The following is a 22,978-nucleotide window of genomic DNA, read 5'->3' as shown; positions in this document are numbered from 1 at the left end:
AGCATATTTGACTATATTATTAATTAATGATATAATTATTTCGATGGTTATCGAAATGTATTAATATTAAAATTATAAGAGGTAAAATGTATCATGATACCATATAATAATGAAATTGATCATATAGCAAAAGTTTATAAAGCGTTAGGTGAGCCTACGCGCATTAAAATAATAAGGTTAATGGCAAAACAAGATGAGCTTAGCTGTACTGAGATATCTAAAAGTTTAAATTTAATTGCTGGCTCAACACTTTCGCATCATCTAAAGCTTCTTACAGAATGCGGCCTGCTTAAACTGAAAAAAGTAGGAGTATATCACATATATCAAATACAAAAAGAAGCTTTAAAGCACTATGCACCAGCAGTTATTGACTATTAAAATAATAATTATATTAGTTGTAAGTAAACTTAGCTATAAATATCTTTTCATTAAAATTTGTAAAGCTATTTATAGCTAAATATTTATATGATATTTCTATATTTATAGAAATATAGAAATAAGATAACCATACTAAATTATATCCAAAGGGGGATGTTAGATGATAAAAAAATATCGTAACAAATTTGTATTCATTTTGCGGGTTTTATTAATAATGTTAGGGGCTACCCTAGCATCCATCGGTCTTGAAATATTTCTAATTCCCAATAATCTAATCGATGGTGGAATAACAGGAATATCTATAATGGCGAGTCATATAACAAAAATTCCTTTAGGTATATTCATTTTCTTGTTAAATATACCATTCTTTATCATAGGGTATAAGCAAATCGGAAAAACTTTTACCGTATCAACATTATTTGCTGTTCTATGTTTATCTATAGGGGTAAGTATTCTTCACCCTATTCAAGGTATCACACATGATATTCTTCTAGCCTCAGTTTTCGGAGGCATTATTTTAGGTGCAGGTGTTGGAATAATAATTAGAAGTGGAGGGTCCTTAGACGGGACTGAAATTGTGGCGATAATATTAGATAGAAGAACGAGCTTTTCAATTGGAGAAATTGTTATGTTCTTTAATCTATTTATATTAGGTACTTCTGGATTCATTTTCGGATGGGACAGAGCGATGTACTCTTTAATAGCATATTTTATTGCCTTTAAAGTAATTGATATTACTGTGGAAGGTCTAGATGAATCAAAAGCAGTTACTATTATATCAGAAAAGCACAAAGATATATCCGAAGCGCTTGTGGATAGACTTGGTAGAGGAGTCACTTTACTTCAAGGAAAAGGCGGCTATAAGGGGTATTCGACAAATGTAATATATGTTGTTGTATCAAGGCTTGAAATTGCCAAACTGAAATCAATTGTTAATGGATTTGATGATGATGCTTTAGTTACTATTGGAAGTGTTGAGGCATCAGGTAAGAAGTATAAAAAGAAAGCTATACATTAAATTTTTACTCAAACTAAAAATTACTAATAATTAATAATATTAAAAAAATATTTTTATATCGAAAAATGTGTTATAATGCTGATATATCATACAAAAAGCTCGTATATCGTCGGTAATATGGTCCGAAAGTTTCTACCTGCTAGCCGTAAATTAGCAGACTACGAGGTAATGTGTTTTAACACATAGGTATATTTTATATCTATTGGTTTTAAACTCAACACCTCAAGTTATATTGAGGTGTTTTTTATTACACATTTAATTAAAAATGCATAGGTTCGGATGAATATGTTATTATTTTAAACCGTGCTGCAGTTTGTTCTACGATGCTCTATGTATGATAGGCAAGCATTTTTAAAAACATAGAGGGAGATTAAGATGGAAAATATGAAAAAGAATCAAAATGACATTGAGTTAATCTATGGAGTTGAGGACAAACCGAGATTATTAACACAAATTTTATTAGGATTTCAGCATATTTTTGCTGCTTTTGGTGGAATTATTGTTGTTCCAATCGTTATTTCTGCAGCACTAGGTTTTGATGCTAAAACATCAACAGCACTAATCAGCAGCGCGATCTTAATGGCAGGGGTTGCTACCTTTATTCAATCAAAGGGAGTTGGACCAGTTGGAGCACGAGTTGCCTGTATTATGGGAACTGACTTTACATTTGTTGCACCAGCTATTGCTGTTGGAGCAAAGTTTGGATTGCCAGGTATTTTTGGAGCAACAATTTTAGGTGCAATTATAGTAATTTTATTAAGCTTTTTTGTTAAACCTTTAATGAAGCTGTTTCCACCAATCGTAACGGGAACAGTGGTATCCTTAATTGGATTAACTTTACTACCAGTTTCAATAGATTGGGCAGCTGGTGGCGTAGGAAGTGCTAGTTATGGTAGTCTAAAAAATATTGCCATTGCTTTAGCTATAATGATAGTTACATTGTTATTAAACCACTATGGTAAGGGATTAGTCAGTAGCGCATCAGTTTTAATCGGAATGGTTGTTGGGTATATTCTTTGCATTCCACTTGGAATGATTGACTTTTCATCTGTAGGGCAAGCAAGCTGGCTATCACTACCTAAAGCCTTTGGATATGGAATAAACTTTAACTTAAAAGTTTTGTTACCATTTATACCTGCATACTTTGTTACAGTTATAGGAACAGTTGGATGTTTGAAAGCTATAAATGGAGTTTCAGGAATTGAGTCTGATGAAAAACGCATTGGTACTGGAGTATTATCTGATGGTATAGGAAGTATGTTAGCTGGTGTGTTTGGTGCTATGCCAAATACGTCATTTAGCCAAAATATCGGCCTTATACCATTGACAAAGGTGGCTAGTCGTTATGTGACTATGATGGCGGGAGCATTACTAATTATTTTAGGTTTATTCCCTAAGTTTGCAGCATTAATTAATATAATGCCACAGCCAGTGCTTGGTGGAGTAGGAATTGTTATGTTTGGAACGGTAGCTGCAGCTGGAATTGAGACTTTAAGTCGTGTAAAGCTCAACAATCGTAATTTACTAATTATTGCTACATCAATTGGCTTAGGATTAGGGGTTACATTCCGTCCGGATGTCATTGCTAAATTGCCAGAAGGTTTAAAAATGATTTTTTCATCAGGAATTTCAACAGGAACAATTACAGCATTAGTATTAAATGTATTACTAAGAGAAAAAAATGAAAAGTCTAATGAAGTAGGTGATATAAATGAAAGAACTGCATAATCGTATTTTAAGAGATGGACATGCATTGTCTGAAACTGTATTAAAGGTTGATTCCTTTCTAAATCATCAGGTAGACCCAAATTTAATGTATGAAATGGGTACTTATTTTAAAAATTATTTTAAAGAGCATGGAATTACTAAAATATTTACAATTGAAAGCTCAGGAATTGCTCCAGCAGTTATGACTGCAATGCAAATGAACTTACCAATGGTGACATTAAAAAAGCAATCATCAAAAATATTAAATGGTGATGTTTATCAAACAACTGTACATTCATTTACAAAAGCAATGGATTATGAGCTAACTTTATCTAAAAAATATATAACTGGAGAGGACCGAATACTAATTATTGACGATTTCTTAGCAAATGGTGAAGCTGCATTAGGTGCTTCACGCTTAGTTGAAGAAGCAGGAGCTCAAGTTGCAGGAATAGGAATAGTCATTGAAAAGTCATTTCAACCTGGACGTAAGGTTTTAGAGGATAAAGGATATGACGTTTATTCCTTAGCACGTATTGCTAAATTAGGTGAGGATTTAATCGAATTTGTAGAATAATTATAGAGTATTAGCCGAAAAGTTAACTTTCTAGCTAGTTTCTATATAAATAAAGAATGTATACGACCGTATTGGATAAATCCAATGCGGTTTTTATGTAATTATAATGATTAAATGAATTTATCCGATATCTACCGCTACTAGATAACGGCCTCTAATTCTCAGAGATGAATGTTAGTAGATTTTATAGAAATTAATAGAGTAAGTGGACAAGGTAGAATAGTTTAATTTTTCTAAGTATATAGTTCAATTTTTCCTATATACTTAGAAAAATAAAAGACAGAAAAGTTATTCTAAACTAATAATAAGTGCTTTATAATTATAACAATAAATTGTATTTACAACAAAGTTTTATCAAGAGATTAAAAAATAAGTAGCAATCACAGAAGCAGAGGAATGGTATTATGGAGCTTAATAAAAATTGTATAGAAATTCTTCAATATTTAAGAAAAAAAGATGATTTTGTTAGGATTCAAGAACTTGCAGAAATATATAAGTTAACGGATAGAGCTATAAGATATAAAATAGACAAAATTGAGCAATTTATGATTAAAAACGGATTTAAGTATTTGGATAAACAGCATATTAAGGGAATAAGGCTTATAAGCCAGCCTGGTCTTAATGAATTTCTTGATTCTTTTATTGGAGAATACACTCCTTATAAATATGTTTATTCAAAGAATGAGCGCTTTGAATTTATTGTAATGAAGATGCTGCAGGAAAGTAAGCCTGTTAATCTTTCCTATTTTCAAAGCAAGCTATGCATATCAAAAAATACTGTTCTAAAGGAAATGGATCTAATAGAAAAGTGGCTTAATGAGAGAAATCTTCGACTTATTAGAAAGCCTAAAGTTGGAATTCTGGTAGATGGTAATGAAGTTGATAAAAGAAAAGCTATTATAGAGCTTACTTCAGAAACAATTTCTACAGAAGATATAGTAAATTATATCAATCGTAGAACAGCTCAATCAAAGATAAATAATCTTCAATTTGATACTTTATTTTCAGATTTAGACATTGATTTCATAGACAGTCTGATAAGAAATGCCGAAGTTGAACTTAACAAGGAATTTAGTGATGATGCCTATGGGAATCTTATTACACATATTTCTATAATGATTAAAAGGATTGAGCTTAAAAAAAATATCTATATCCCTGAAATAAACTTAGAAAATTTAAAGGTTGGTATAGAATATGAAGTTGCTAAAAGTATTACAATCAAGATTGAGCAGCATTATAATATAAAAGTACCTGAAGAAGAGACAAACTATATTACACTTCATCTTCTTGGAGCGAAGGTGCTTAAAACTGGTGAATTATATAATGTAAGCGAATATGAACCAGATGATCTTTATAATGTTTCTAGAGCAATGACTGAAGAAATTGAGAAAATTTACAACGTAAGTTTTGGAATTCAAAAGGATAAGATTATTGAAGGTTTGGTTCTACATTTAAGGCCAAGTATATATAGAATAAAGTTTAAGCTAAAATTAATAAATCCTCTTTATGATGAAATAAGGTTAAATTATAGCGAGTTGTTTTCAAACACTAGACTTGTAGCGAGATATTTAGAGAATTATATAGGAAGTAAAGTAGATGAACATGAAATTTCCTATATAGCGCTTCACTTTGGAGCTGCTTTAAGCAACGTAAAGGAAAATGAAAAGAGAAAAGTAAAAATTATCTTAGTTTGTGGAACAGGACTTGGAACTGCCAAAATGGTTTCTTCTCAAATTTTAGATGAATTTGATGTAGAAATAGTTGACACTGTAGCTAGTAGAATGGTTAATCATATAAAAGATAAAGATTTTGATTTTATTATAAGTACTGTGGATATACCTGACATTGACAAGGATTCTTATATAAAGATAAGTCCGTTGATGCTTAAAAAGGATTATGAGAAGTTAGGTAAGTACCTTCATATAAAATATAAGAAGGAAGAAAATTATGATATAGAGATGCAGCTTGTTAATAGACTCATAGGAATTGTTGAAAAATATTGCGATATAAATGATAAGCAGCAATTACAATATGAATTTATGTACGAATTAAAAAGGAATAGAAAGCAGTTTTCAGAAGGAAAATTTACTTTGATGTTAAATGACTTAATAACCTTTGATGTTATCAATTTAAATTCTGAGTGTAGAAACTGGGAAGAGGCAATTAAAGCAGGGATGATTCCCCTTATTGATAAAAACTATGTAAATAAGTGCTATGAAGAAGCTGTAATAAACAATTTAAAAGAGCTCGGACCTTATATGGTGGTGGCTCCAGGTATTGTTCTCTCCCACGCGAAACCTGAAAATGGTGTAAATAAGCTGTCAATGAGTTTAATGACGATAAAATATCCTGTTAAATTTGGCAGTGAGTTAAATGATCCAGTAAAGCTTGTAATTACGCTGGCTGCTAGAGATAATGAATCTCATCTTAAAGCACTTAACCAGCTTATGGAGTTGTTTATGAACAGTAAAGATTTGAATTCTATATTAAAAGCTACCAACAAAGAGCAGGTTATTAAGATAATAAATAAATATTCTAATAAATAAGCTTAAACAATATATTGATTGGGATTGTAAGTAAGTTTACTTAAATTTGTAAACCTACTTATAATCCCTTAACTTTTGGATTTATTAATTTTAAACTTTATCAAAAATATAAATTAATCAAAATGCATAGAAACCAGGGTGCAAGAATGATAACGCTGATTTGAAAATAAAGTTTATTTTTTCCTTATTGATTAGAAAATGAAAGGACAGTAAACCTATTCAAAATAGATTTTAACTCTTTTATAATTAAAACATAAAGGAAATCAGAAATTGAACTTAAAATGCATTCTTGAAAGAAGGTAATATAAATGTTGAACAAATTGTTAAATGAGGATGTTATAAAACTTAATATAGAATGTAATGACTGGAAAGATGCTATTAAAGCTGGAACTGCTCTCCTTATTGATAAGGAATATGTAGCCAAGAGCTATGAAGATGCCATAATAAATAACTTTAAAGAGCTTGGACCTTATATGGTAATAGCACCAGGGATTGTTCTTTCTCATGCAAGACCTGAAAATGGAGTTAAAAAACTTTCGTTAAGTCTTATAACATTAAAAGATCCCATTAGCTTCGGTAGCGAGTTAAATGATCCAGTAAAGCTTGTGATTACATTAGCGGCTAAAGATAATGAAGCTCATCTCAAAGCACTGGCACAACTTATGGAATTATTTATGAATACTGAGGATTTAAATTCTATATTAGAAGCTGAGAATAAAAAGCAAGTCATTAAAATTATAAATAAATATTCTAAATAAGCAAGTTTAAAAATTATATAGGGAGGAAGAAGTATGGAAAAAAACGAGATACAGTTTTTGGAGGAAAAAAGTCATTACATACGCAGTCTTATAATTAATGAGATAGGAAAACTAGGCGTTGGACATGTTGGAGGAAGCCTTTCTGTAGTTGAAGCTCTTGTTGTACTATACAACAAAGTAATGAATATAGACCCTAAAAACCCTGATCTTGAGGGCAGAGACCGATTTGTGTTGTCTAAAGGTCATGCTGGTCCAGCAGTATATGCAATATTAGCAGATAGAGGATACTTTGACATAAGCGAGCTTAATACCTTAAATAAAGCTGAGACAAAGCTTCCAAGCCACTGTGACATGAACAAAACAAAGGGAATAGACATGACTGTAGGTTCCTTGGGGCAGGGGATATCCTGTGCAGTTGGTATGGCTAAGGCATCAAAAATAAAGAAGGATAATGCTTATATATATTGTATTGTTGGAGATGGAGAAAGTCAGGAGGGCGAGGTTTGGGAAGCGGCGATGAGTGCAGCTCACTTTCAATTAAACAACCTGATAGCTTTTATTGACTATAACAAACTTCAGATAGATGGTGCTGTTGAAGAGGTTATGGATATAGCACCAATAGATAGAAAATGGGAAGCTTTCGGATGGAATGTCATAACAGTAGATGGTCACAAAGTAGCTAAAATTTATGAAGCTATCGAGGAAGCAAAAAAGTCTCAGGACAAACCTACTATGATAATACTAAACACTATTAAAGGTAAAGGAGTTTCCTTTATAGAGGCAATGGGATTCAAAAATCACAGTATGAATGTTACAGAAGAGCAGAGAATTGCAGCGTTAGAGGAATTAAGGTAGGAGGGATTTCAATGTATGAAAATGTAGAAATGAGAAAAATATTATGTGATGAATTAGAAAAGTTGATGGATAAAAATGAGAAAATAGTTGTAATGGACGCAGATTTAGCAAATGCTATGGGAACTTTGCCTCTTAGAGATAAGTATCCAGAAAGAGCTTTCGATGTGGGCATAGCTGAACAAAACATGGCAGCAATGGCAGCAGGAATGTCAGCCTATGGTTTTATACCTTTTATAAGTACCTTTACGGCCTTTGCTACTAGAAGAATATGTGATCAGATATGTGTTTCCATAGCTTATGCTAAAAGAAACGTTAAGATACTTGGAGGAGATCCAGGAATTGCAGCACAGCTAAATGGTGGAACACATATGAGCTTAGATGATATTGGCATACTTAGAAGTATACCTGATATGGTAATATTTGAACCTGTAGATGGAGTACAGCTTGCAAAAGCCCTTCCTAAGATAGTTGAGCATTATGGCCCAGTATATATAAGATTATTTAGAAAAGTAGCTCCAGTTATATTTAAAGATGATTATGAGTTTGATCTATTTAAGGCGGATATATTAAAAGAAGGAAAAGATGTTACTTTGTTTGCTACAGGAATAATGGTAGAAGAAGCTTTAAAGGCAGCGGATAAGCTTAAAGAAGAAGAAATAGAGGCAGAAGTAATTAATATTCATACAATAAAACCAATAGATAAGGAAGCGGTAATAAATTCTGCAAAGAAAACTAGAGCTGTGGTTACCTGCGAAAATCACAATGTAATTGGAGGTCTTAAAAGCGCAGTATCTGAGGTCTTAATTGAGGAATGTCCAGTATCTCTAAAAGGAATTGGAACTCAGGATCACTGTGGAGAGGTTGGAAAAATAGATTTCCTTATGAAAAAATATCATATGACATGGGAGGATATAGCTTCTGCTGCAAGAGAGACAATAAATAAGAAAAATAAATAGTTCATTTTTTCGAAGATGTGTTAAAGGAGAGTTCGAAATTTTAAACTTTATTCAAGTTATAGATAAATTAAGTATAGCATATATCAAGAAAAGAAAAAGGTCAAATCTACAATAAAATAAAGTTTATTTTTTCCGAATTGATTAGAAAAAGAATGGAATGAAAACCTATTCAAAATATTCTTGAACTTATTTATAATAAAATCATAAAACAAATCAGAGAAACATACTCTTGAAAGAAGGTAAGCATCATGTTGAACAAATTGTTAAATGAGGATGTTATAAAACTTAATATAGAATGTAATGATTGGAAAGATGCTATTAAAGCTGGAACTGCTCTCCTCATTGATAAGGAATATGTAGCCAAGAGCTATGAAGATGCCATAATAAATAGCTTTAAGGAGCTTGGACCTTATATGGTAATAGCGCCAGGTATTGTTCTTTCTCACGCAAGACCTGAAAATGGGGTTAAGAAACTTTCATTAAGTCTTATAACATTAAAAAATCCTGTTAATTTTGGCAGTAATTTAAACGACCCTGTAAAACTTATAATTACCTTAGCAGCAATGGATAACAAAACTCACCTTAAAGCACTAGCACAGCTCATGGAGTTGCTTATGAATAGTGAGGACTTAAAGAATGTGATGAAAGCAGAAAAATCAGAAGAGGTAATTAAAATAGTAAACAAATATTCCAATAAACAATAAACTGTCTGTAATAATTCATATAATAAATAATTTTTAAATCATAAGGGGGAAACGAAAATGAAAATTTTAGTATGTTGTGGAAGTGGACTTGGAAGTAGTTTTATGATGGAGATGAACATCAAAAAAGTTTTAAAGGAATTAAACGTTAATAATGTAGAGGTAGACCATTCAGATTTAGGATCTGCAAAGGGAACAAAAGCAGATGTATATGTTGGAACTAGAGATATAGCTGCTCAGTTAACTTCTCTTGAAGGCGAAGTAATTTCACTTAATAGCATGATAGATATGAATGAACTTAAGACTAAATTAATTGAAACTTTAACTAAAATGAATGTGATTTAATAATATTAATAATTAATATTATTAAATAATTCAAGAGCTTGAAAATTAAAAAAATCAGGTAAAAGGGATGCTAAGGAAAGCATTCCCGGGCATCCTATTGTCTTTTTTAGCATAGCATTACAGTTAAATTGTACAAGTAGTTAATATAAGGAGGTTAAAGTCCTAAATGGACTTTAACGGGTAATTTTGCTAGGTAAAAGTTCTAAATGAACTTTTACGGGTAACTTGTGAGCGAAAGCGAAAATCTTAAGTTACCCAGTACCCGAAGGGAAACGAGCAAGATTACCCAGTGTTCCCACTAAAAGGAGGATTTTATATGTTAAAGGTTATTCTTGATATACTAAGTGTTCCTGCTATACTAGTAGGAGTTGTGGCAATGATCGGACTATTGACGCAGAAAAAACCAGCTTCAGAAGTTGTAAAAGGTACAATCAAGACTATTATGGGATTTTTGGTTCTAGGTGGTGGAGCTACAATAGTTGTAGGATCGTTAAGCAGCTTTGGTACGATGTTTCAACAAGGCTTTGGCTTTAAGGGTATAGTACCAAACAATGAAGCTATAGTTGCACTTGCTTTAAAAACTTATGGTACTCAGACAGCGCTTATTATGGCTTTTGGTATGGTTGCTAACATATTAATAGCTAGATTTACAAAGTTAAAATATATATTCTTAACAGGACATCACACTCTATATATGGCATGTATGATAGCAGCAATACTGGTTGCTGGCGGAATGAAAGGAGTAGCTCTTGTTATAGTAGGCTCAATTATACTAGGGTTTATAATGGCACTTTTCCCAGCTATAGCTCAACCAACAATGAGAAAAATTACTGGACAAGATGACGTGGCTTTTGGACACTTTGGAACAGTAGGATATGTGCTTTCAGCATATGTTGGTAAGCTTGTAGGTAAAAATTCGAAGTCAACAGAAGAGATGAATTTTCCTCAAAGGATTAACCTTCTTAAGAGATACATCAGTAGCAATAAGTTTAACTATGGGTGTTTTATATATAATAGTTGCTTTAGCGGCAGGGAGTACTTTTGTAGAAACAAAGCTTAGTGGAGGACAAAACTTTATTGTATTCTCAATTATACAGGCAATAACTTTTGCTGGTGGAGTATATGTAATACTTTCAGGTGTTAGATTGATACTTGGTGAAATAGTGCCAGCTTTTAGAGGAATAGCAATGACAGTAGTACCTAATGCAAAACCAGCACTAGACTGTCCAGTTGTTTATCCATATGCTCCCAATGCAGTACTTATAGGTTTCTTATCCAGTTTTCTTGGTGGCGTCGTTGGTATGTTCATATTGATAGCATTAAAAGCACCGGTAATACTTCCAGGCGTTGTTCCACATTTCTTTTGTGGTTCTACAGCAGGTGTATTTGGTAATGCTACAGGAGGAAAGAAGGGAGCAATTATTGGAGCCTTTGCTCATGGATTATTAATAACCTTTTTACCGGTTCTGCTTATGCCTACACTTGGAAATTTAGGATATGCAAATACAACCTTTAGTGACACAGACTTCGGTGTAGTTGGTATATTACTTGGAAACTTATTAAAAATATTTATTCATTAGTTAAAATAATCCAATTCAAGAACAAGAAGCTTGAATTGGGTTATTTTTTATATGACTATTTTATGTCATATTATTTTTGATATAATAAAAATGGTGATAAACATGAAAATTAATAGATTAATGGAGATAATAATTATACTTCTCAACAGAGAAACAGTAACAGCCAAGGAGCTTTCAGAAAGATTTGGCGTATCGCAACGCACAATTTATAGAGATATAGATGAGCTATCTAGTGCTGGTATACCAGTATATATGAGTAAAGGAAAAGGTGGAGGAATTTCTCTTTTGGAGAACTATACTTTAAATAAAACTATTTTATCTGAGGATGAAAGAGGAAATATAATTTTTGCACTTAAGACTCTAGGAGCAACGGGGCAACTGCAGATAGATAATACTATAGAAAAACTTAAAAGTATATTTGGAAATAATAACTCTATAGATTGGGTAGATGTTGATTTTACACACTGGGGCAGCAATGGCGACATTGATAGAAGATTTGAGGAAATTAAGACTGCCATATTAAAACAAAAAATTTTAGAGTTTAAATATGTAAATTCTAAAAATATTAAAAGTGACCGAGTAGTAAAGCCTTATAAAATTATCTTTAAAGGGCAGGCTTGGTATCTATTAGGTTTTTGCTGTACAAAAGAATGCTCCAGAGTATTTAAGATTACACGTATGAGCGAAGTAAAGGTTATAGATGAAAATTTTGAAAGAAAAGAAATTAGCAAGCATTTTAAGAAAACTAAAAGTGGTCATAAGTTCAATACGGTTACACTAAAACTTAGATTCGGCTCCAATATGCTTTATCGTATTATTGATTATTATAACGAAAATCAAATTTTACAAGAATCAGAGGGCTCTTATTTAGTAACAGCAGAATTTCCCTATGATGAGTGGGTATACTCTCACATATTATCTTATGGGGATAGTGTGGAAGTTATTGAACCTGAATATGTAGTAGAAGAAGTTAAAAAAAGACTTAAAAATATGTTTAAAAAATATAATATATGACATATAGATGTCATATATTATTTGATATTATGGATACAAATAACAAAAAGGAGGAAAAAATGGACTATATTCCTGCAAAAACAATAATCTCACAGTATGCTAAGGAAAACTCATGGTTTGGTATCAATTACAATATGAATATTTATAAGGGATGCTGCCATGGCTGTATTTATTGCGATTCCAGAAGCGAATGCTATGGTATAGAGAATTTTGATAGGGTAAGGGCAAAGGAAAATTCAATAGAACTTATTAGAAAAGAATTGAAAGGCAAGAGAAGAACTGGAGTCGTTGGAACAGGTGCAATGAGCGATCCCTACAATCCTTTTGAAAAGGATTTAATGCTGACAAGGAATGCACTTGAACAAATAAATGCTTTTAGTTTTGGAATATCAATAGCTACTAAAAGTAATCTTATTACAAGAGATGTTGATATTTTGAAAAAAATTAAGGAGCATTCCCCAGTGCTTATTAAGATAACTATTACTACCTATGATGATGAGTTTTGTAAAAAAATCGAGCCAAATGTCTGTGTATCCTCTGAAAGATTTAAAGCAATAAAAAAGCTTTCAGATAATGGTATATTTACAGGAGTATTACTTATGCCTATTTTACCATTCATTAACGATAATGAAGAGAATATCATAAATATAGTAAGAAAGGCCTATGAATGCGGCGCAAGGTTTATCTTAGCTTATGGTATGGGAGTAACTCTTAGACAAAATCAAAGAGATTATTTTTATGATAAGTTGTCAGAAATATTTCAAAATGATGACTTGGTTAAAAAGTATAATACAGTATTTGGAAGTAGGTATGAATATTCTTCTCCTAATGCAAAAGGCTCTGGACAATATTTAAAAGTGAATGTGAGAGATTAGGACTGCTTTATAAGATGCAGGATATAGTATCAACTTATAAGAATGGATATTATGATAAGCAAATAAGCTGGTTTTAAATTGAGTGCTTCATATGTTTCAACATACATGAAATAAACTCACATATAATACAATATTGGAGCATTACCTAGTAAGTTAGAAATATTATCAGAGTTAACAGTGAAGAAGTTAGATTGTGATTTCGGGATTAACCATTAAATGGTATCCTTAATTATTTTTAATATTTTTGTCACGTGAATGTAACATTTATGGTTTAAAGTTATAATTGTAAATAAATTATGACGAAAGGTATGATAAATATGAGTATTAATCAGATTAATTCTTATTCACCAAGTGTCTATTCAACGACGTCAACGACAAATACTCAATCTACACAAGGAAATGATGATACTACGAAAGTTAAAGGAAGCCATCATCACCACCACCATCATAAAGACAGTAAAGATTCAAGTACTAGTTCAAAAAATATTCAATCAAATGGAACGGATACAATTGAACTTAGCAGTCAAGCAGTCGATGCTTTGAGTTCTGCTACAAAAAACGTAAGTTATGGGCAAACATATTCTAATACTAAGAGTTCAACTTAATTAACTTCTTAGTGTTAGAACAATAAGGGAAAATATATAAAATAAAAGAGTTTAGAGTGATCTAAGCTCTTTTATTCTATATTTCCTCTTAAATTAAGCTACTAAATACTAATGAAGCATCCTTATTCATTGTAAATAAAGGCTTCTTTAGTAACTATACCTGCAATTCTCCACCTTTATTTTGTAATTCTTCATCTTTTAAAACTAAACCGTTTAAAGTTTTATCTAATGACCAAAGAATAATACCAGCTGCAATAGCAATACCTGCAATTACAAAGTATACAGTTGAAAATTTAAATTTTAATGTAAATTCATATAACCATCCGTAAGATTTTCCTGCAAAGAAGACAGCAAGTACCCAAACACTCATCATTTGTGATAATAATCTAGGTGGAGCGAATTTACTAATAAAAGAGTTTCCAAGTGGTGAAAATACCATTTCACCAAGAGATAAAACTATACCAAATGCAATAATCCAACCTAGAGGTGCAAGATTGCTGCCTCTTGTAACATCTGCCATTGCAAAAATTACATAAGATAAACCTAATAATAGCATACCTAAAGCAGTTTTCTTAAACATACTTAAGTCACCTTGAGGCCTCTTAGCTAATTTTGTCCACAATCCGCCAAGAATCGGTCCTAATGTGATACACATAAATGCATTTAATGAGTCAAACCAAACTGATGGAACTTTAAAGCTACCTATCATCCAGTTAGCAGCTGCATTGTCTCCATCCCAGTATAAGTACACAGGCATATATGCCAAGTACCAGAACACCCAGAAGATTACGGAAAATACAGATATTAAAACAATGGCTGCAACTCTCTTTTTTTCCATTGTTGTAAGAGGTTTCTTTTCTTCTGTTTGTTTCTTTTCTTTTACTTCTTTGTGTTCATCAATCTTGAATGGTTTTTTACCTGTTTCTCCTAAGAATCTCCATCCAAAGATGAACCAAGCAGCATCAATAAACATCATAATTGCACAAATTAAGAAACAGAAGGCGTATCCTTTAGTTACAGCAAGTACACCGATAATTGTTGTACCAAAGAAAGAACCGAAGTTAACGAAAGAGTATTGAGTAGAGAATGCACTATCTAATTGTCTTGGGTCATCAAAAAGTCTACCTGTAATAGCATTTGTCTGACACTTGAATAAACCTGTACCTATAGAAACCAAAGCAATCATTAAATTAATCATAGCAGCGCTTGAAGCCTGCCATCCTACTAAGTAACCTGCTCCCATGAAAATCATTCCGACAGGAACAAGGTATCTAGCACCTATGATACGGTCAGAAACATATGCCCCGATTAATGGTGCAAGATAAGTAAATGCAACTAGGTTTGCAGACATTTTTGCTGCATCTCCGGCAGTAAGACCAAGTCCTCCGTCTACTACTTTAGCAGCTACAAATGCTACAATTAACCATTTTGCTGAGTAGAATGCAAACCTTTCCAATGAGAAGGCTAGTGAGCATACATAAAAGCCAAATGGTCTTCTGTTTGTACTTTCCATTTTCCATCCCTCCTATAAAAATTTTAAATATTAGATGTGTATTTAAAAAACTATGTGTTCTCATCTTTGTTAAGACGATGTGCAATAGTTTCAAATACCATAGGTTGGTAACTGGTGATTTAATTCTTTTCTTTTGAAGTATTTAGTTGAAAAATTTAAAGCGAGAATACATTTATAATTTGGAATATATTTCTATTATATATTAATTTAAGTTTTTTTTGTATAGTTTTACAGTGAAAATTCAAGTGTAACTATAAAATTTTTAATTTATTAAAAATTTTTAATTAATATTGAAAGTTCATTCATACTTTTCATATTTTAATATGTTGTATTTGAATTCTAAATTAATATATTACAAAAATTATATGATTAAAGATATTAAAGACTTATATATGAAAGAGTGGTGAGAAAATGAATTTAAAGAAATTGAACCCGTTGAGACAGTGATAAAGATAGCAAAGAAGAATATAAGCTATTTTGGAATATAAAACATTAGCAACAAAAACTGTTCTAGTTTTTGTTGCTAAGAGGTTGTATCACAATAAGAGTTATATCACTGTGATAGATTAGTCGTTTTTATTTAACCATTTATTAAGTACTTCTATATATTTCTCATTTTCCTCTACGAATGGCGAATGGCGACTGAATTCAAATAATTCCCATTCTGAATTCGGAATCTTATCATACATTGTTTTGGCAATAAGTGGTGAGCAAAGATCAAGTAAACCGCTGGTGATTAAACAAGGTTCTTGAATATCTTCAATCTCTTTCATAAAATCAAAGTCTTTTAATGTACCAGATGGGCTGAATTCATTCTGACCCCATGCAGTTACATAAGCTTCTGTTCCAGCAATCTTTGGACGTCTTAGGCATTCTGGTGAATCTGGTCCAACTTCGCCTGCACAGTGACGAAGCATAAATTCTGCCTCTGCCTCCTTATATTCTTTTGATGAATAATCTCCAGTTTTTTCTGCTTTAGCAATGGCATCCTGCATTTCCTGCGGAAGATATGCAACTCTTCGACGTTGTTCTTTTTCCCATAATGCAGCAGATGGTAAAGTGCTGGATAAGATATAGCTCTTGATTCCTTCTGGTTTGTACTCGCAAGCATATTGAATTGCCTGCATTCCTCCCCAGGATTGTCCTAATAAGTGAATTTCGTCTAAGCCTAAGTGTTTACGTAACTGGATTAATTCTTCAATCCATGTCTTCGCACACCACAAGTCAGGACGGGAAGGTGTTGCGGATAATCCACATCCCAATTGGTCATACATAATAACCGCACGTCCATCTTCTGCCACTTTATCAAGTACTTCGAAATAATTATGTGTAGAACCTGGTCCGCCGTGTAATAAAAGCAATGGCTTTTTATTTCCTGTACATTCACCCACTATACGATAGTAAGTTTTATATTCTAGATATGGCATATAACCTTCAGTAATTTTCATAATTAATCTCCTTCTGTCTATTTGGATTCAGGAACAATAATTACATCTTTTGTATATTTATTTAATACTTCACAGCCGTCTTCAGTTGTAATAACAAGGTCTTCAATACGAACGCCTATTCCTTCTTCTGGAAGATAAATTCCTGGTTCAATAGAGAAGCATTGTCCCGGTTTGATGATATCTTCATTTACGGAAGAAACATCACCGAATTCGTGGTCTTCTAAACCACAGGAATGTCCAGTTCTGTGTGTGAAATATTTTCCGTATCCTTTTTCTTCAATGTAGTTTCTTGCAGCTAAATCTACGTCACACATTCTGTTTCCAGGTTTTGCAGCAGCGATACCTCTTAAGTTTGCTTCTACAACGATATCATAGATTTCTTTCTGTCTTTCGGAAATTTCACCGATAAATACAGTTCTTGTCATATCAGATGCGTAGTTCTTGTAGAATCCTCCGATATCAAGGATAACGCAGTCTCCATATTTTCCTTTTGTATCATCTGTTACATGGTGTGGATCTGCTGCTCCCTTAGCATATGCTGTAATTGGATCGAAAGATACTTCATTAATACCATGTTTTTTGTAAATTTCGCGAACCTTAGCATTTAATTCTTTTTCAGATAAACCTTTTCCTACCCATGGAATTAATTCATCAATTACAAGGTCATTTAATCTTGAAGATTCTCTTAGAATGGCTATTTCTTCTTCGCCTTTAACCATTCTTACATAATCAACGATTAATGAACCGTTTACAAATTTGCTTCCTCCACCGAGTTCTTGTAATCTTAATAAGAATTTAGATGGCCATACTTTATCGATACCCATAACCTTATCTTTTTCTACAAATTTAGATAAGATTTCAACTCCATCCTGAATATCGTTATACCATACGATTTCTACGCCAAGATCTTCTTCTTGTGGGAACAATTCATTAATAAGGATTTTGTGATTTCCATTAACATTTAAGTATAATGCTAATAATCTTTCTCCTGGATGAATCCATTTTCCTGTTAAATAAAAAATAGCTGTTGGATCAGAGATAATCATTTGTGGAATCTCATGCTCTTCCATTGATTTTAGTATTCTGTTTAGTTTTTTTGTATCCATAGTTATTCCTCCTAATTAAGTTATTAAATAATAATGTAATATTTTTAGTCATTGTAAACAATGATTGCTTTGATAACTATTCTGTAATTTTTCATCTTCCATTTTCTTTGGAGTGCTTAGTTGAAAAATTTAAAATTAAGAATATATTTAATATTTAGGGTATATTTCTATTATATATTAATTTCAAGTTTTTTCATATAGTTTTACAGCAAAAATTTAAGTGTAACTGTAAAAAATTCAGTTTAATAAAAATATTTAATTAATATTGAAAGTTGAAGAATAATTAGAAAAATTGATTTAAGAGTCAGAAATGATAATACAGGAGGTATTTATCCGATGTCTACCGCCACTAACACCCCAACGCACTCTGTGAAAGCGATTCGCACCAAATCATTGGGCTTTATGCTTTTCTTAAAGTTGGGGACAAGTGGCGCTACGACCCTGGATAACGGCTTCTAAGCTTCAGATGGAGTTTGTCTACGACCACTGGGCAAGTCTGCCCGTTAAATGCCATTTAGGCATTTAACCTCCGCCTGAAGCCAAGAATCCTGTTTATAAAAGAAACTTGGTTTTCAGGATAAAGAATAGCAAAAAGAGAGTTTTTAATTAATGATGAGTTTTATTATTCTCTTGATTCCTTTTGTTTGACAAACAGAATAAATTAATATAATATAAAAACATACCCCTAATGGGTATGAGTTGATTAACTAGTATATACCATAATTTTTAAATAAAAGGTGAGTGTTAGGTAGAAGGAGATGGTTTAGATGAATGATAGTAAAATTAATAAATTTGAAAATCCAATAAGAATAGCAGAACTTAATCCAAAGGATACATTAATAAAAACAGGATTTAAAGAGAATATGGTACTATGCGATATTGGTGCTGGTACGGGTATATTTTCTTTTACAGCCGCGAAAATTAGCAGTAACGATATTTATGCTCTTGAAATATCAGATAGTATGATTGAATTGCTAAAAAATAGAATGGATGAGCAAAATACTAAAAATCTTATAATTAAGAAAGTTAACTCCAACCAACTTCCGCTAGGCAGTAACATCTGTGATATGGCTATAATGGTAACTGTATTACATGAGATAGAAGATAAGGAATATATGTTAAATGAGATAAAGCGAGTTTTAAAAAGAAAAGGAAAGCTCATGATAATAGAGTTTCATAAGAGAAAAACACCAATGGGACCTCCAATCGATCATAGGCTGTCAGAAAATTACGTTGAAGAACTTTGTAATAACAATGAACTAAAAACTATAAAAAAATTTTCATTAGGAGAGAACTTTTATTGTGTCATATTCGAATCCTAATTCCACAATTATTTAAGTTTTAGAGATTTTTAAGTGAAAATTCAAGTATGTTTCTATGTTCACTCACAGAGCTAAATGTAATAAATAACTATACTGCAGTGGAGAAATCTAGTGCAGTTTTTGGTATTTATTTCTGCTGATTATGATATAATAATTATCTATTATAGAAATTATATGATTAAAGATATTAGAGACTTATATATGAAAGAGTGGTGAGAAAATGAATTTAAAGGAATTAGAACAAATAATTTTCAAAACATCTTCTAATCTAATGAGAAAAAGTGGTGAAAAGGTATTTAGAGATGGATTAGTATCTAATATTAAGGGTAAAAAAATAGATAATATATATCATATATATGGAGATGTGCTAAATAATCTTAATTACAATAAATATAAAACATATATAAAAATAAATTTATCAAATAAAAAATTAGATAGTGTAAATTGTACTTGTAATGATTTTAAGGAGATTTCTATAAATAAAAATCTATTTATGTGTGAGCATTTAACTGCCACAGGATATAAGTTTCTAAGTTTACTTCATAAGAAAAAAGGTAAAGAAGATAATTCATATAGAAAATTACCTGAAGATAAGAAGACAAAAGTTGAAGCAGGCATTGATGTAAAGATAACTTGCAAGTCTTGGAAAGGTATAACTAATTATGAATTAGAATTTAGATTAGGACGTGAACATAAATATTTAATTACAGATTTGAAGAATTTTATCTTTTCTTTAAATAACGGTGAAACTATCTTTTTCAATAATCAGTTTACATATAATCCTTCACAGCATACTATTTGTACTAATGATATAAAAGTAATAGATTTTATTAAAGAATATGTTTCTTCAAATAAAGGAATATCAGATACGAGAAGAAATTTAACAATACAACCTGAGGATTTACGAGCATTTTTAGAATGTGTTGGCGGAAATAAAATTTTATTTAAGTACAATGGAATAGAGTATAAAGTAGATGTTCTTAAGAGAGATTTACCTGTTAGTTTTATATTAAAAGAGAAAAATCAACATTTTGCGTTAACAACACATAAAAAACTTCCAGTCTCTTTAAGTAAAAATAAAGATGTATACTTTTTTAATGAGCAACTTTATTTACCTTCGAAAAATCAAATTGAACTATATAGCCCTTTATATGATAAATTTCAAAAGAAGGTGAAATTCTATATAATAAAACCATGAAAAATTATAATGCAATTATCTCTCTGATAAGCAGCATTTCAAATAATATTATAATTGGAGAAGATGTGAAGAGATTTGGAGTTAATTCTCTAAGATTTGAATTTTTAATTTATAAAGAGGAATCCAATATCTATTGTGAAGTATATGCAATTTATTATAATGAAAAAGTTAATATATTAAAGAGCAGCAGTAACAAAATACATTTTATAAGGGATTACAATAAGGAAGAAAAAGCTCTTATGAAACTAGAATATTATAAGTTTATTAAAAGAAAAGACAAACTTATATTTATTGGCGAGGATGATGATATTTTTAACCTTTTGAGCACAAGAGAAAATAGTATACAATCATTAGGTACTGTTATGCTCGGAAAGGGTATGGAAGATGTAAAAATATTTAATTCATCTTTTATTGAAATAGATTTGTATGAAGAAAATGGGTACTTAAAATTTAATTATAATATTGGAGACATTGATAGAACAGAGCTGAATAATATATATGAAAGTTATAAGTCTAATAATAGATTCTATAAAACTAAAGATAATAGATTTATTGGTTTTGAAGATGATGGTATGATAGGCTTCTTTAATTTAATTGAGACCTTGGATAATGATAAAAATATAGAAAAAGATTCAATAAAAATAGAAAAAAGTAAGGCTTTATATATATGGGAAAGCCTAAATAATAAGAATTATAAACTTGGTAAAGGTATTAATCTAATAAAAGATATAGAAAAGAAGCTAATTGAGATAAATGCTAGCGAAATAGCTTTACCAAAGAATCTGAAAGCAATATTGAGAGAATATCAAGTAAGTGGATTTAAATGGTTTAAAAGTTTAAGTGAATTAGAATTTGGTGGTATTTTAGCAGACGAGATGGGTCTGGGTAAAACAGTTCAGACGATAGCCTTTCTTACATCAGAAGAAAATAAAAAATCTTTAATAATTACTCCGACATCACTGATTTATAATTGGAAGGATGAGATAGATAGATTTGCTCCTAGGTTAAAAGTTGGAATTGCACATGGAAGTATTAAAGAACAGGAAAAGGTACTAGATAAATTAGAAGAGTATGAGGTAATTTTAACTACCTATGGAACTTTAAGAAATAGTATTGAAAAATACAGTGATATTCAATTTGACTATTGCATTATAGATGAGGCACAAAATATAAAAAATCCAACAACTCAAAGTACAAGAGCAATTAAAGAAATTAAAGCAAAGGTGAAATTTGCACTTACTGGAACTCCCATTGAAAATAATTTAACTGAACTTTGGTCAATATTTGATTTCATAATGCCAGGGTATTTATACTCTAAGGAAACTTTTGATGAAAAGTTTATTTCTGACTGCGGCTGTGATTTAGATAACCTTAAGTTGCTAATAAAGCCTTTTATTTTAAGAAGAACTAAAAAAGAAGTCATAAAGGATTTGCCAGATAAAATAGAAAAAAAGATATTGGTTGAAATGCCGGCAGCTCAAAAGGCGATATACAGTTCCTATATAAAAGAGGTCCGAGGGAAAATAAAAAATAATTTTGACGGTAAAATAGAAGTTTTTTCTTATTTAACAAAACTAAGACAAATTTGTTTAGATCCATCTCTTATATTTGACGAATATAAAGGTGGAAGTGGAAAAATCAAAGTTGCAATGTCATTAATAGAAGAACAGATAGTCTCTGGCGGAAAACTGCTATTATTTTCTCAATTTACTTCTGCTCTGAAAAAAATAAGCGAATCCTTAAATGAAAAAGGTATTCAGTACTTCTATTTAGATGGCTCTACTGAGTCTAAAGAAAGAATTAGATTAGTAAATGAGTTTAATAATAGTGATAAGATAAAAGTATTTTTAATTTCATTAAAGGCAGGGGGAACTGGACTTAATTTAACTTCAGCAAGCTTAGTCATTCATTTTGATCCATGGTGGAATCCGGCAGTGGAAAATCAAGCTACAGACAGAGCCCACAGAATAGGTCAAAGGAATGTAGTAGAAGTAGTTAAGTTAGTTGCTAGAGGAACAATAGAAGAAAAAATTATTTTGCTGCAAGAACATAAGAAAGAATTGATTGATAACATAATTACAGGAGAACTTAAAAATAGTGATATTATAAATAAATTATCAAAAGAAGAGTTAATGAAGCTTTTTGATAGAGAGTGAGCAAAACCTCAACAGGAGAAAGAATTAGAAAATGCAGCATAGATAAACAGAATATAAATTGAATAAAAAGATTTTCTATGGTACTATTAGATAATAAAAGTGAATAAAAGAACACAGGGGAGTTGGAGTGGCCAACTGAGAGTAAGAACTTTAATTCTTTGACCCTAAATACCTGAACTGGATAATGCCAGCGTAGGAAGTTGTTTTCGTAATGTATTTAAAAAGATGTTAGCTTAAAAACACATATCCTATGGATTTGTGTTTTTTTATTTGAAAAAATACATTGAAAACCTATGTTTTTGGAATTAGATAAATGACCA

General features: G+C 31.2%; 18 protein-coding genes, 2 pseudogenes and 2 riboswitches. Of the genes and pseudogenes, 17 read left to right on the top strand and 3 right to left on the bottom strand.

The features are described from left to right. Positions 1 to 93 precede the first annotated feature (93 nt). The 14 genes and pseudogenes from RCG18_RS23310 to RCG18_RS23245 all read left to right on the top strand — a co-directional run bounded on the left by RCG18_RS23310 (position 94) and on the right by RCG18_RS23245 (position 13,915). Positions 94 to 378 carry a metalloregulator ArsR/SmtB family transcription factor gene (locus RCG18_RS23310; protein ID WP_308038377.1) on the top strand — a complete coding sequence of 95 codons (285 nt, stop codon included), beginning with the start codon at positions 94 to 96 and terminating at the stop codon, positions 376 to 378. Positions 379 to 538: 160 nt separating this feature from the next. Then, positions 539 to 1,396 carry a YitT family protein gene (locus RCG18_RS23305; protein ID WP_308038376.1) on the top strand — a complete coding sequence of 286 codons (858 nt, stop codon included), beginning with the start codon at positions 539 to 541 and terminating at the stop codon, positions 1,394 to 1,396. Between the two features lie 79 nt (positions 1,397 to 1,475). Further along, positions 1,476 to 1,577, top strand: a riboswitch (purine riboswitch). Positions 1,578 to 1,780: 203 nt separating this feature from the next. After that, positions 1,781 to 3,124, top strand: coding sequence for a nucleobase:cation symporter-2 family protein (locus RCG18_RS23300; RefSeq protein ID WP_308042095.1), 1,344 nt, complete (start codon positions 1,781 to 1,783; stop codon positions 3,122 to 3,124). Continuing rightward, positions 3,108 to 3,680, top strand: a complete 573-nt coding sequence (locus tag RCG18_RS23295; RefSeq protein ID WP_308038374.1) for a xanthine phosphoribosyltransferase — start codon at positions 3,108 to 3,110, stop codon at positions 3,678 to 3,680. The genes RCG18_RS23300 and RCG18_RS23295 overlap by 17 nt, the downstream gene beginning before the upstream one ends. 404 nt (positions 3,681 to 4,084) lie before the next feature. Continuing rightward, entirely contained in the window at positions 4,085 to 6,226 is a 2,142-nt protein-coding gene (locus RCG18_RS23290; protein ID WP_308038373.1) for a BglG family transcription antiterminator, read from the top strand. Positions 6,227 to 6,534: 308 nt separating this feature from the next. Further along, a complete protein-coding gene (locus RCG18_RS23285) occupies positions 6,535 to 6,984 on the top strand; it encodes a PTS sugar transporter subunit IIA (protein ID WP_308038372.1) in 450 nt (149 codons plus the stop codon). Between the two features lie 33 nt (positions 6,985 to 7,017). Further along, on the top strand, positions 7,018 to 7,839 hold the full coding sequence (locus tag RCG18_RS23280) for a transketolase (protein WP_308038371.1): 822 nt from the start codon (positions 7,018 to 7,020) through the stop codon (positions 7,837 to 7,839). An 11-nt stretch (positions 7,840 to 7,850) separates the two neighbouring features. Beyond that, complete coding sequence (locus RCG18_RS23275) at positions 7,851 to 8,795, top strand: transketolase C-terminal domain-containing protein (protein ID WP_308038370.1); 945 nt, start codon at positions 7,851 to 7,853, stop codon at positions 8,793 to 8,795. 248 nt (positions 8,796 to 9,043) lie between these two features. Continuing rightward, entirely contained in the window at positions 9,044 to 9,499 is a 456-nt protein-coding gene (locus RCG18_RS23270; RefSeq protein ID WP_308038369.1) for a PTS sugar transporter subunit IIA, read from the top strand. A 57-nt stretch (positions 9,500 to 9,556) separates the two neighbouring features. Next, positions 9,557 to 9,841 (top strand): PTS sugar transporter subunit IIB, encoded by a 285-nt coding sequence (locus RCG18_RS23265; RefSeq protein WP_308038368.1) that lies wholly within the window; start codon positions 9,557 to 9,559, stop codon positions 9,839 to 9,841. A gap of 316 nt (positions 9,842 to 10,157) precedes the next feature. Continuing rightward, positions 10,158 to 11,421 (top strand): annotated as a pseudogene (locus RCG18_RS23260) (PTS ascorbate transporter subunit IIC). 102 nt (positions 11,422 to 11,523) lie between these two features. Continuing rightward, a complete protein-coding gene (locus tag RCG18_RS23255) occupies positions 11,524 to 12,435 on the top strand; it encodes a YafY family protein (RefSeq protein WP_308038367.1) in 912 nt (303 codons plus the stop codon). Positions 12,436 to 12,494: 59 nt separating this feature from the next. Then, positions 12,495 to 13,387: pseudogene (locus tag RCG18_RS23250) on the top strand (radical SAM protein). A gap of 219 nt (positions 13,388 to 13,606) precedes the next feature. Then, positions 13,607 to 13,915, top strand: a complete 309-nt coding sequence (locus RCG18_RS23245; protein WP_308038366.1) for a hypothetical protein — start codon at positions 13,607 to 13,609, stop codon at positions 13,913 to 13,915. 154 nt (positions 13,916 to 14,069) lie between these two features. On the opposite strand, the gene RCG18_RS23240 is transcribed toward RCG18_RS23245, so the two are convergent. From RCG18_RS23240 to RCG18_RS23230, 3 genes are all read right to left on the bottom strand, one after another. After that, positions 14,070 to 15,428 carry a peptide MFS transporter gene (locus RCG18_RS23240; protein WP_308038365.1) on the bottom strand — a complete coding sequence of 453 codons (1,359 nt, stop codon included), beginning with the start codon at positions 15,426 to 15,428 and terminating at the stop codon, positions 14,070 to 14,072. Between the two features lie 566 nt (positions 15,429 to 15,994). Beyond that, positions 15,995 to 16,876: a proline iminopeptidase gene (gene pepI, locus RCG18_RS23235; RefSeq protein WP_308038364.1), complete on the bottom strand. Its 882-nt coding sequence runs from the start codon at positions 16,874 to 16,876 to the stop codon at positions 15,995 to 15,997. A gap of 17 nt (positions 16,877 to 16,893) precedes the next feature. Beyond that, on the bottom strand, positions 16,894 to 17,982 hold the full coding sequence (locus tag RCG18_RS23230) for a Xaa-Pro peptidase family protein (protein ID WP_308038363.1): 1,089 nt from the start codon (positions 17,980 to 17,982) through the stop codon (positions 16,894 to 16,896). 767 nt (positions 17,983 to 18,749) lie between these two features. Between RCG18_RS23230 and RCG18_RS23225 the strand changes: the two genes are divergently transcribed. The 3 genes from RCG18_RS23225 (at position 18,750) to RCG18_RS23215 (ending at position 22,658) form a co-directional block, all read left to right on the top strand. After that, positions 18,750 to 19,304, top strand: coding sequence for a methyltransferase domain-containing protein (locus tag RCG18_RS23225; RefSeq protein WP_308038361.1), 555 nt, complete (start codon positions 18,750 to 18,752; stop codon positions 19,302 to 19,304). A 220-nt stretch (positions 19,305 to 19,524) separates the two neighbouring features. Further along, positions 19,525 to 20,502 carry an SNF2 helicase associated domain-containing protein gene (locus tag RCG18_RS23220; RefSeq protein WP_308038360.1) on the top strand — a complete coding sequence of 326 codons (978 nt, stop codon included), beginning with the start codon at positions 19,525 to 19,527 and terminating at the stop codon, positions 20,500 to 20,502. Continuing rightward, positions 20,499 to 22,658 (top strand): DEAD/DEAH box helicase, encoded by a 2,160-nt coding sequence (locus RCG18_RS23215; protein ID WP_308038359.1) that lies wholly within the window; start codon positions 20,499 to 20,501, stop codon positions 22,656 to 22,658. The genes RCG18_RS23220 and RCG18_RS23215 overlap by 4 nt, the downstream gene beginning before the upstream one ends. A gap of 105 nt (positions 22,659 to 22,763) precedes the next feature. Next, positions 22,764 to 22,875, top strand: a riboswitch (TPP riboswitch). Positions 22,876 to 22,978 lie beyond the last annotated feature (103 nt).

The organism is Clostridium sp. OS1-26 (assembly GCF_030915445.1).
Classification (GTDB): domain Bacteria; phylum Bacillota; class Clostridia; order Clostridiales; family Clostridiaceae; genus Clostridium_AM.
The sequence above is the reverse complement of the archived record's forward strand: the minus strand, read 5'-3'. Positions and strand labels throughout refer to the sequence as shown.

Excerpts from the sequence above, each read along its gene's own strand:
- RCG18_RS23310 (WP_308038377.1), top strand. The coding sequence starts at position 94 with ATGATACCATATAATAATGAAATTGATCATATAGCAAAAGTTTATAAA.
- RCG18_RS23305 (WP_308038376.1), top strand. The coding sequence starts at position 539 with ATGATAAAAAAATATCGTAACAAATTTGTATTCATTTTGCGGGTTTTA.
- RCG18_RS23300 (WP_308042095.1), top strand. The coding sequence starts at position 1,781 with ATGAAAAAGAATCAAAATGACATTGAGTTAATCTATGGAGTTGAGGAC.
- RCG18_RS23295 (WP_308038374.1), top strand. The coding sequence starts at position 3,108 with ATGAAAGAACTGCATAATCGTATTTTAAGAGATGGACATGCATTGTCT.
- RCG18_RS23290 (WP_308038373.1), top strand. The coding sequence starts at position 4,085 with ATGGAGCTTAATAAAAATTGTATAGAAATTCTTCAATATTTAAGAAAA.
- RCG18_RS23285 (WP_308038372.1), top strand. The coding sequence starts at position 6,535 with ATGTTGAACAAATTGTTAAATGAGGATGTTATAAAACTTAATATAGAA.
- RCG18_RS23280 (WP_308038371.1), top strand. The coding sequence starts at position 7,018 with ATGGAAAAAAACGAGATACAGTTTTTGGAGGAAAAAAGTCATTACATA.
- RCG18_RS23275 (WP_308038370.1), top strand. The coding sequence starts at position 7,851 with ATGTATGAAAATGTAGAAATGAGAAAAATATTATGTGATGAATTAGAA.
- RCG18_RS23270 (WP_308038369.1), top strand. The coding sequence starts at position 9,044 with ATGTTGAACAAATTGTTAAATGAGGATGTTATAAAACTTAATATAGAA.
- RCG18_RS23265 (WP_308038368.1), top strand. The coding sequence starts at position 9,557 with ATGAAAATTTTAGTATGTTGTGGAAGTGGACTTGGAAGTAGTTTTATG.
- RCG18_RS23255 (WP_308038367.1), top strand. The coding sequence starts at position 11,524 with ATGAAAATTAATAGATTAATGGAGATAATAATTATACTTCTCAACAGA.
- RCG18_RS23245 (WP_308038366.1), top strand. The coding sequence starts at position 13,607 with ATGACGAAAGGTATGATAAATATGAGTATTAATCAGATTAATTCTTAT.
- RCG18_RS23240 (WP_308038365.1), bottom strand. The coding sequence starts at position 15,428 with ATGGAAAGTACAAACAGAAGACCATTTGGCTTTTATGTATGCTCACTA.
- pepI (WP_308038364.1), bottom strand. The coding sequence starts at position 16,876 with ATGAAAATTACTGAAGGTTATATGCCATATCTAGAATATAAAACTTAC.
- RCG18_RS23230 (WP_308038363.1), bottom strand. The coding sequence starts at position 17,982 with ATGGATACAAAAAAACTAAACAGAATACTAAAATCAATGGAAGAGCAT.
- RCG18_RS23225 (WP_308038361.1), top strand. The coding sequence starts at position 18,750 with ATGAATGATAGTAAAATTAATAAATTTGAAAATCCAATAAGAATAGCA.
- RCG18_RS23220 (WP_308038360.1), top strand. The coding sequence starts at position 19,525 with ATGAATTTAAAGGAATTAGAACAAATAATTTTCAAAACATCTTCTAAT.
- RCG18_RS23215 (WP_308038359.1), top strand. The coding sequence starts at position 20,499 with ATGAAAAATTATAATGCAATTATCTCTCTGATAAGCAGCATTTCAAAT.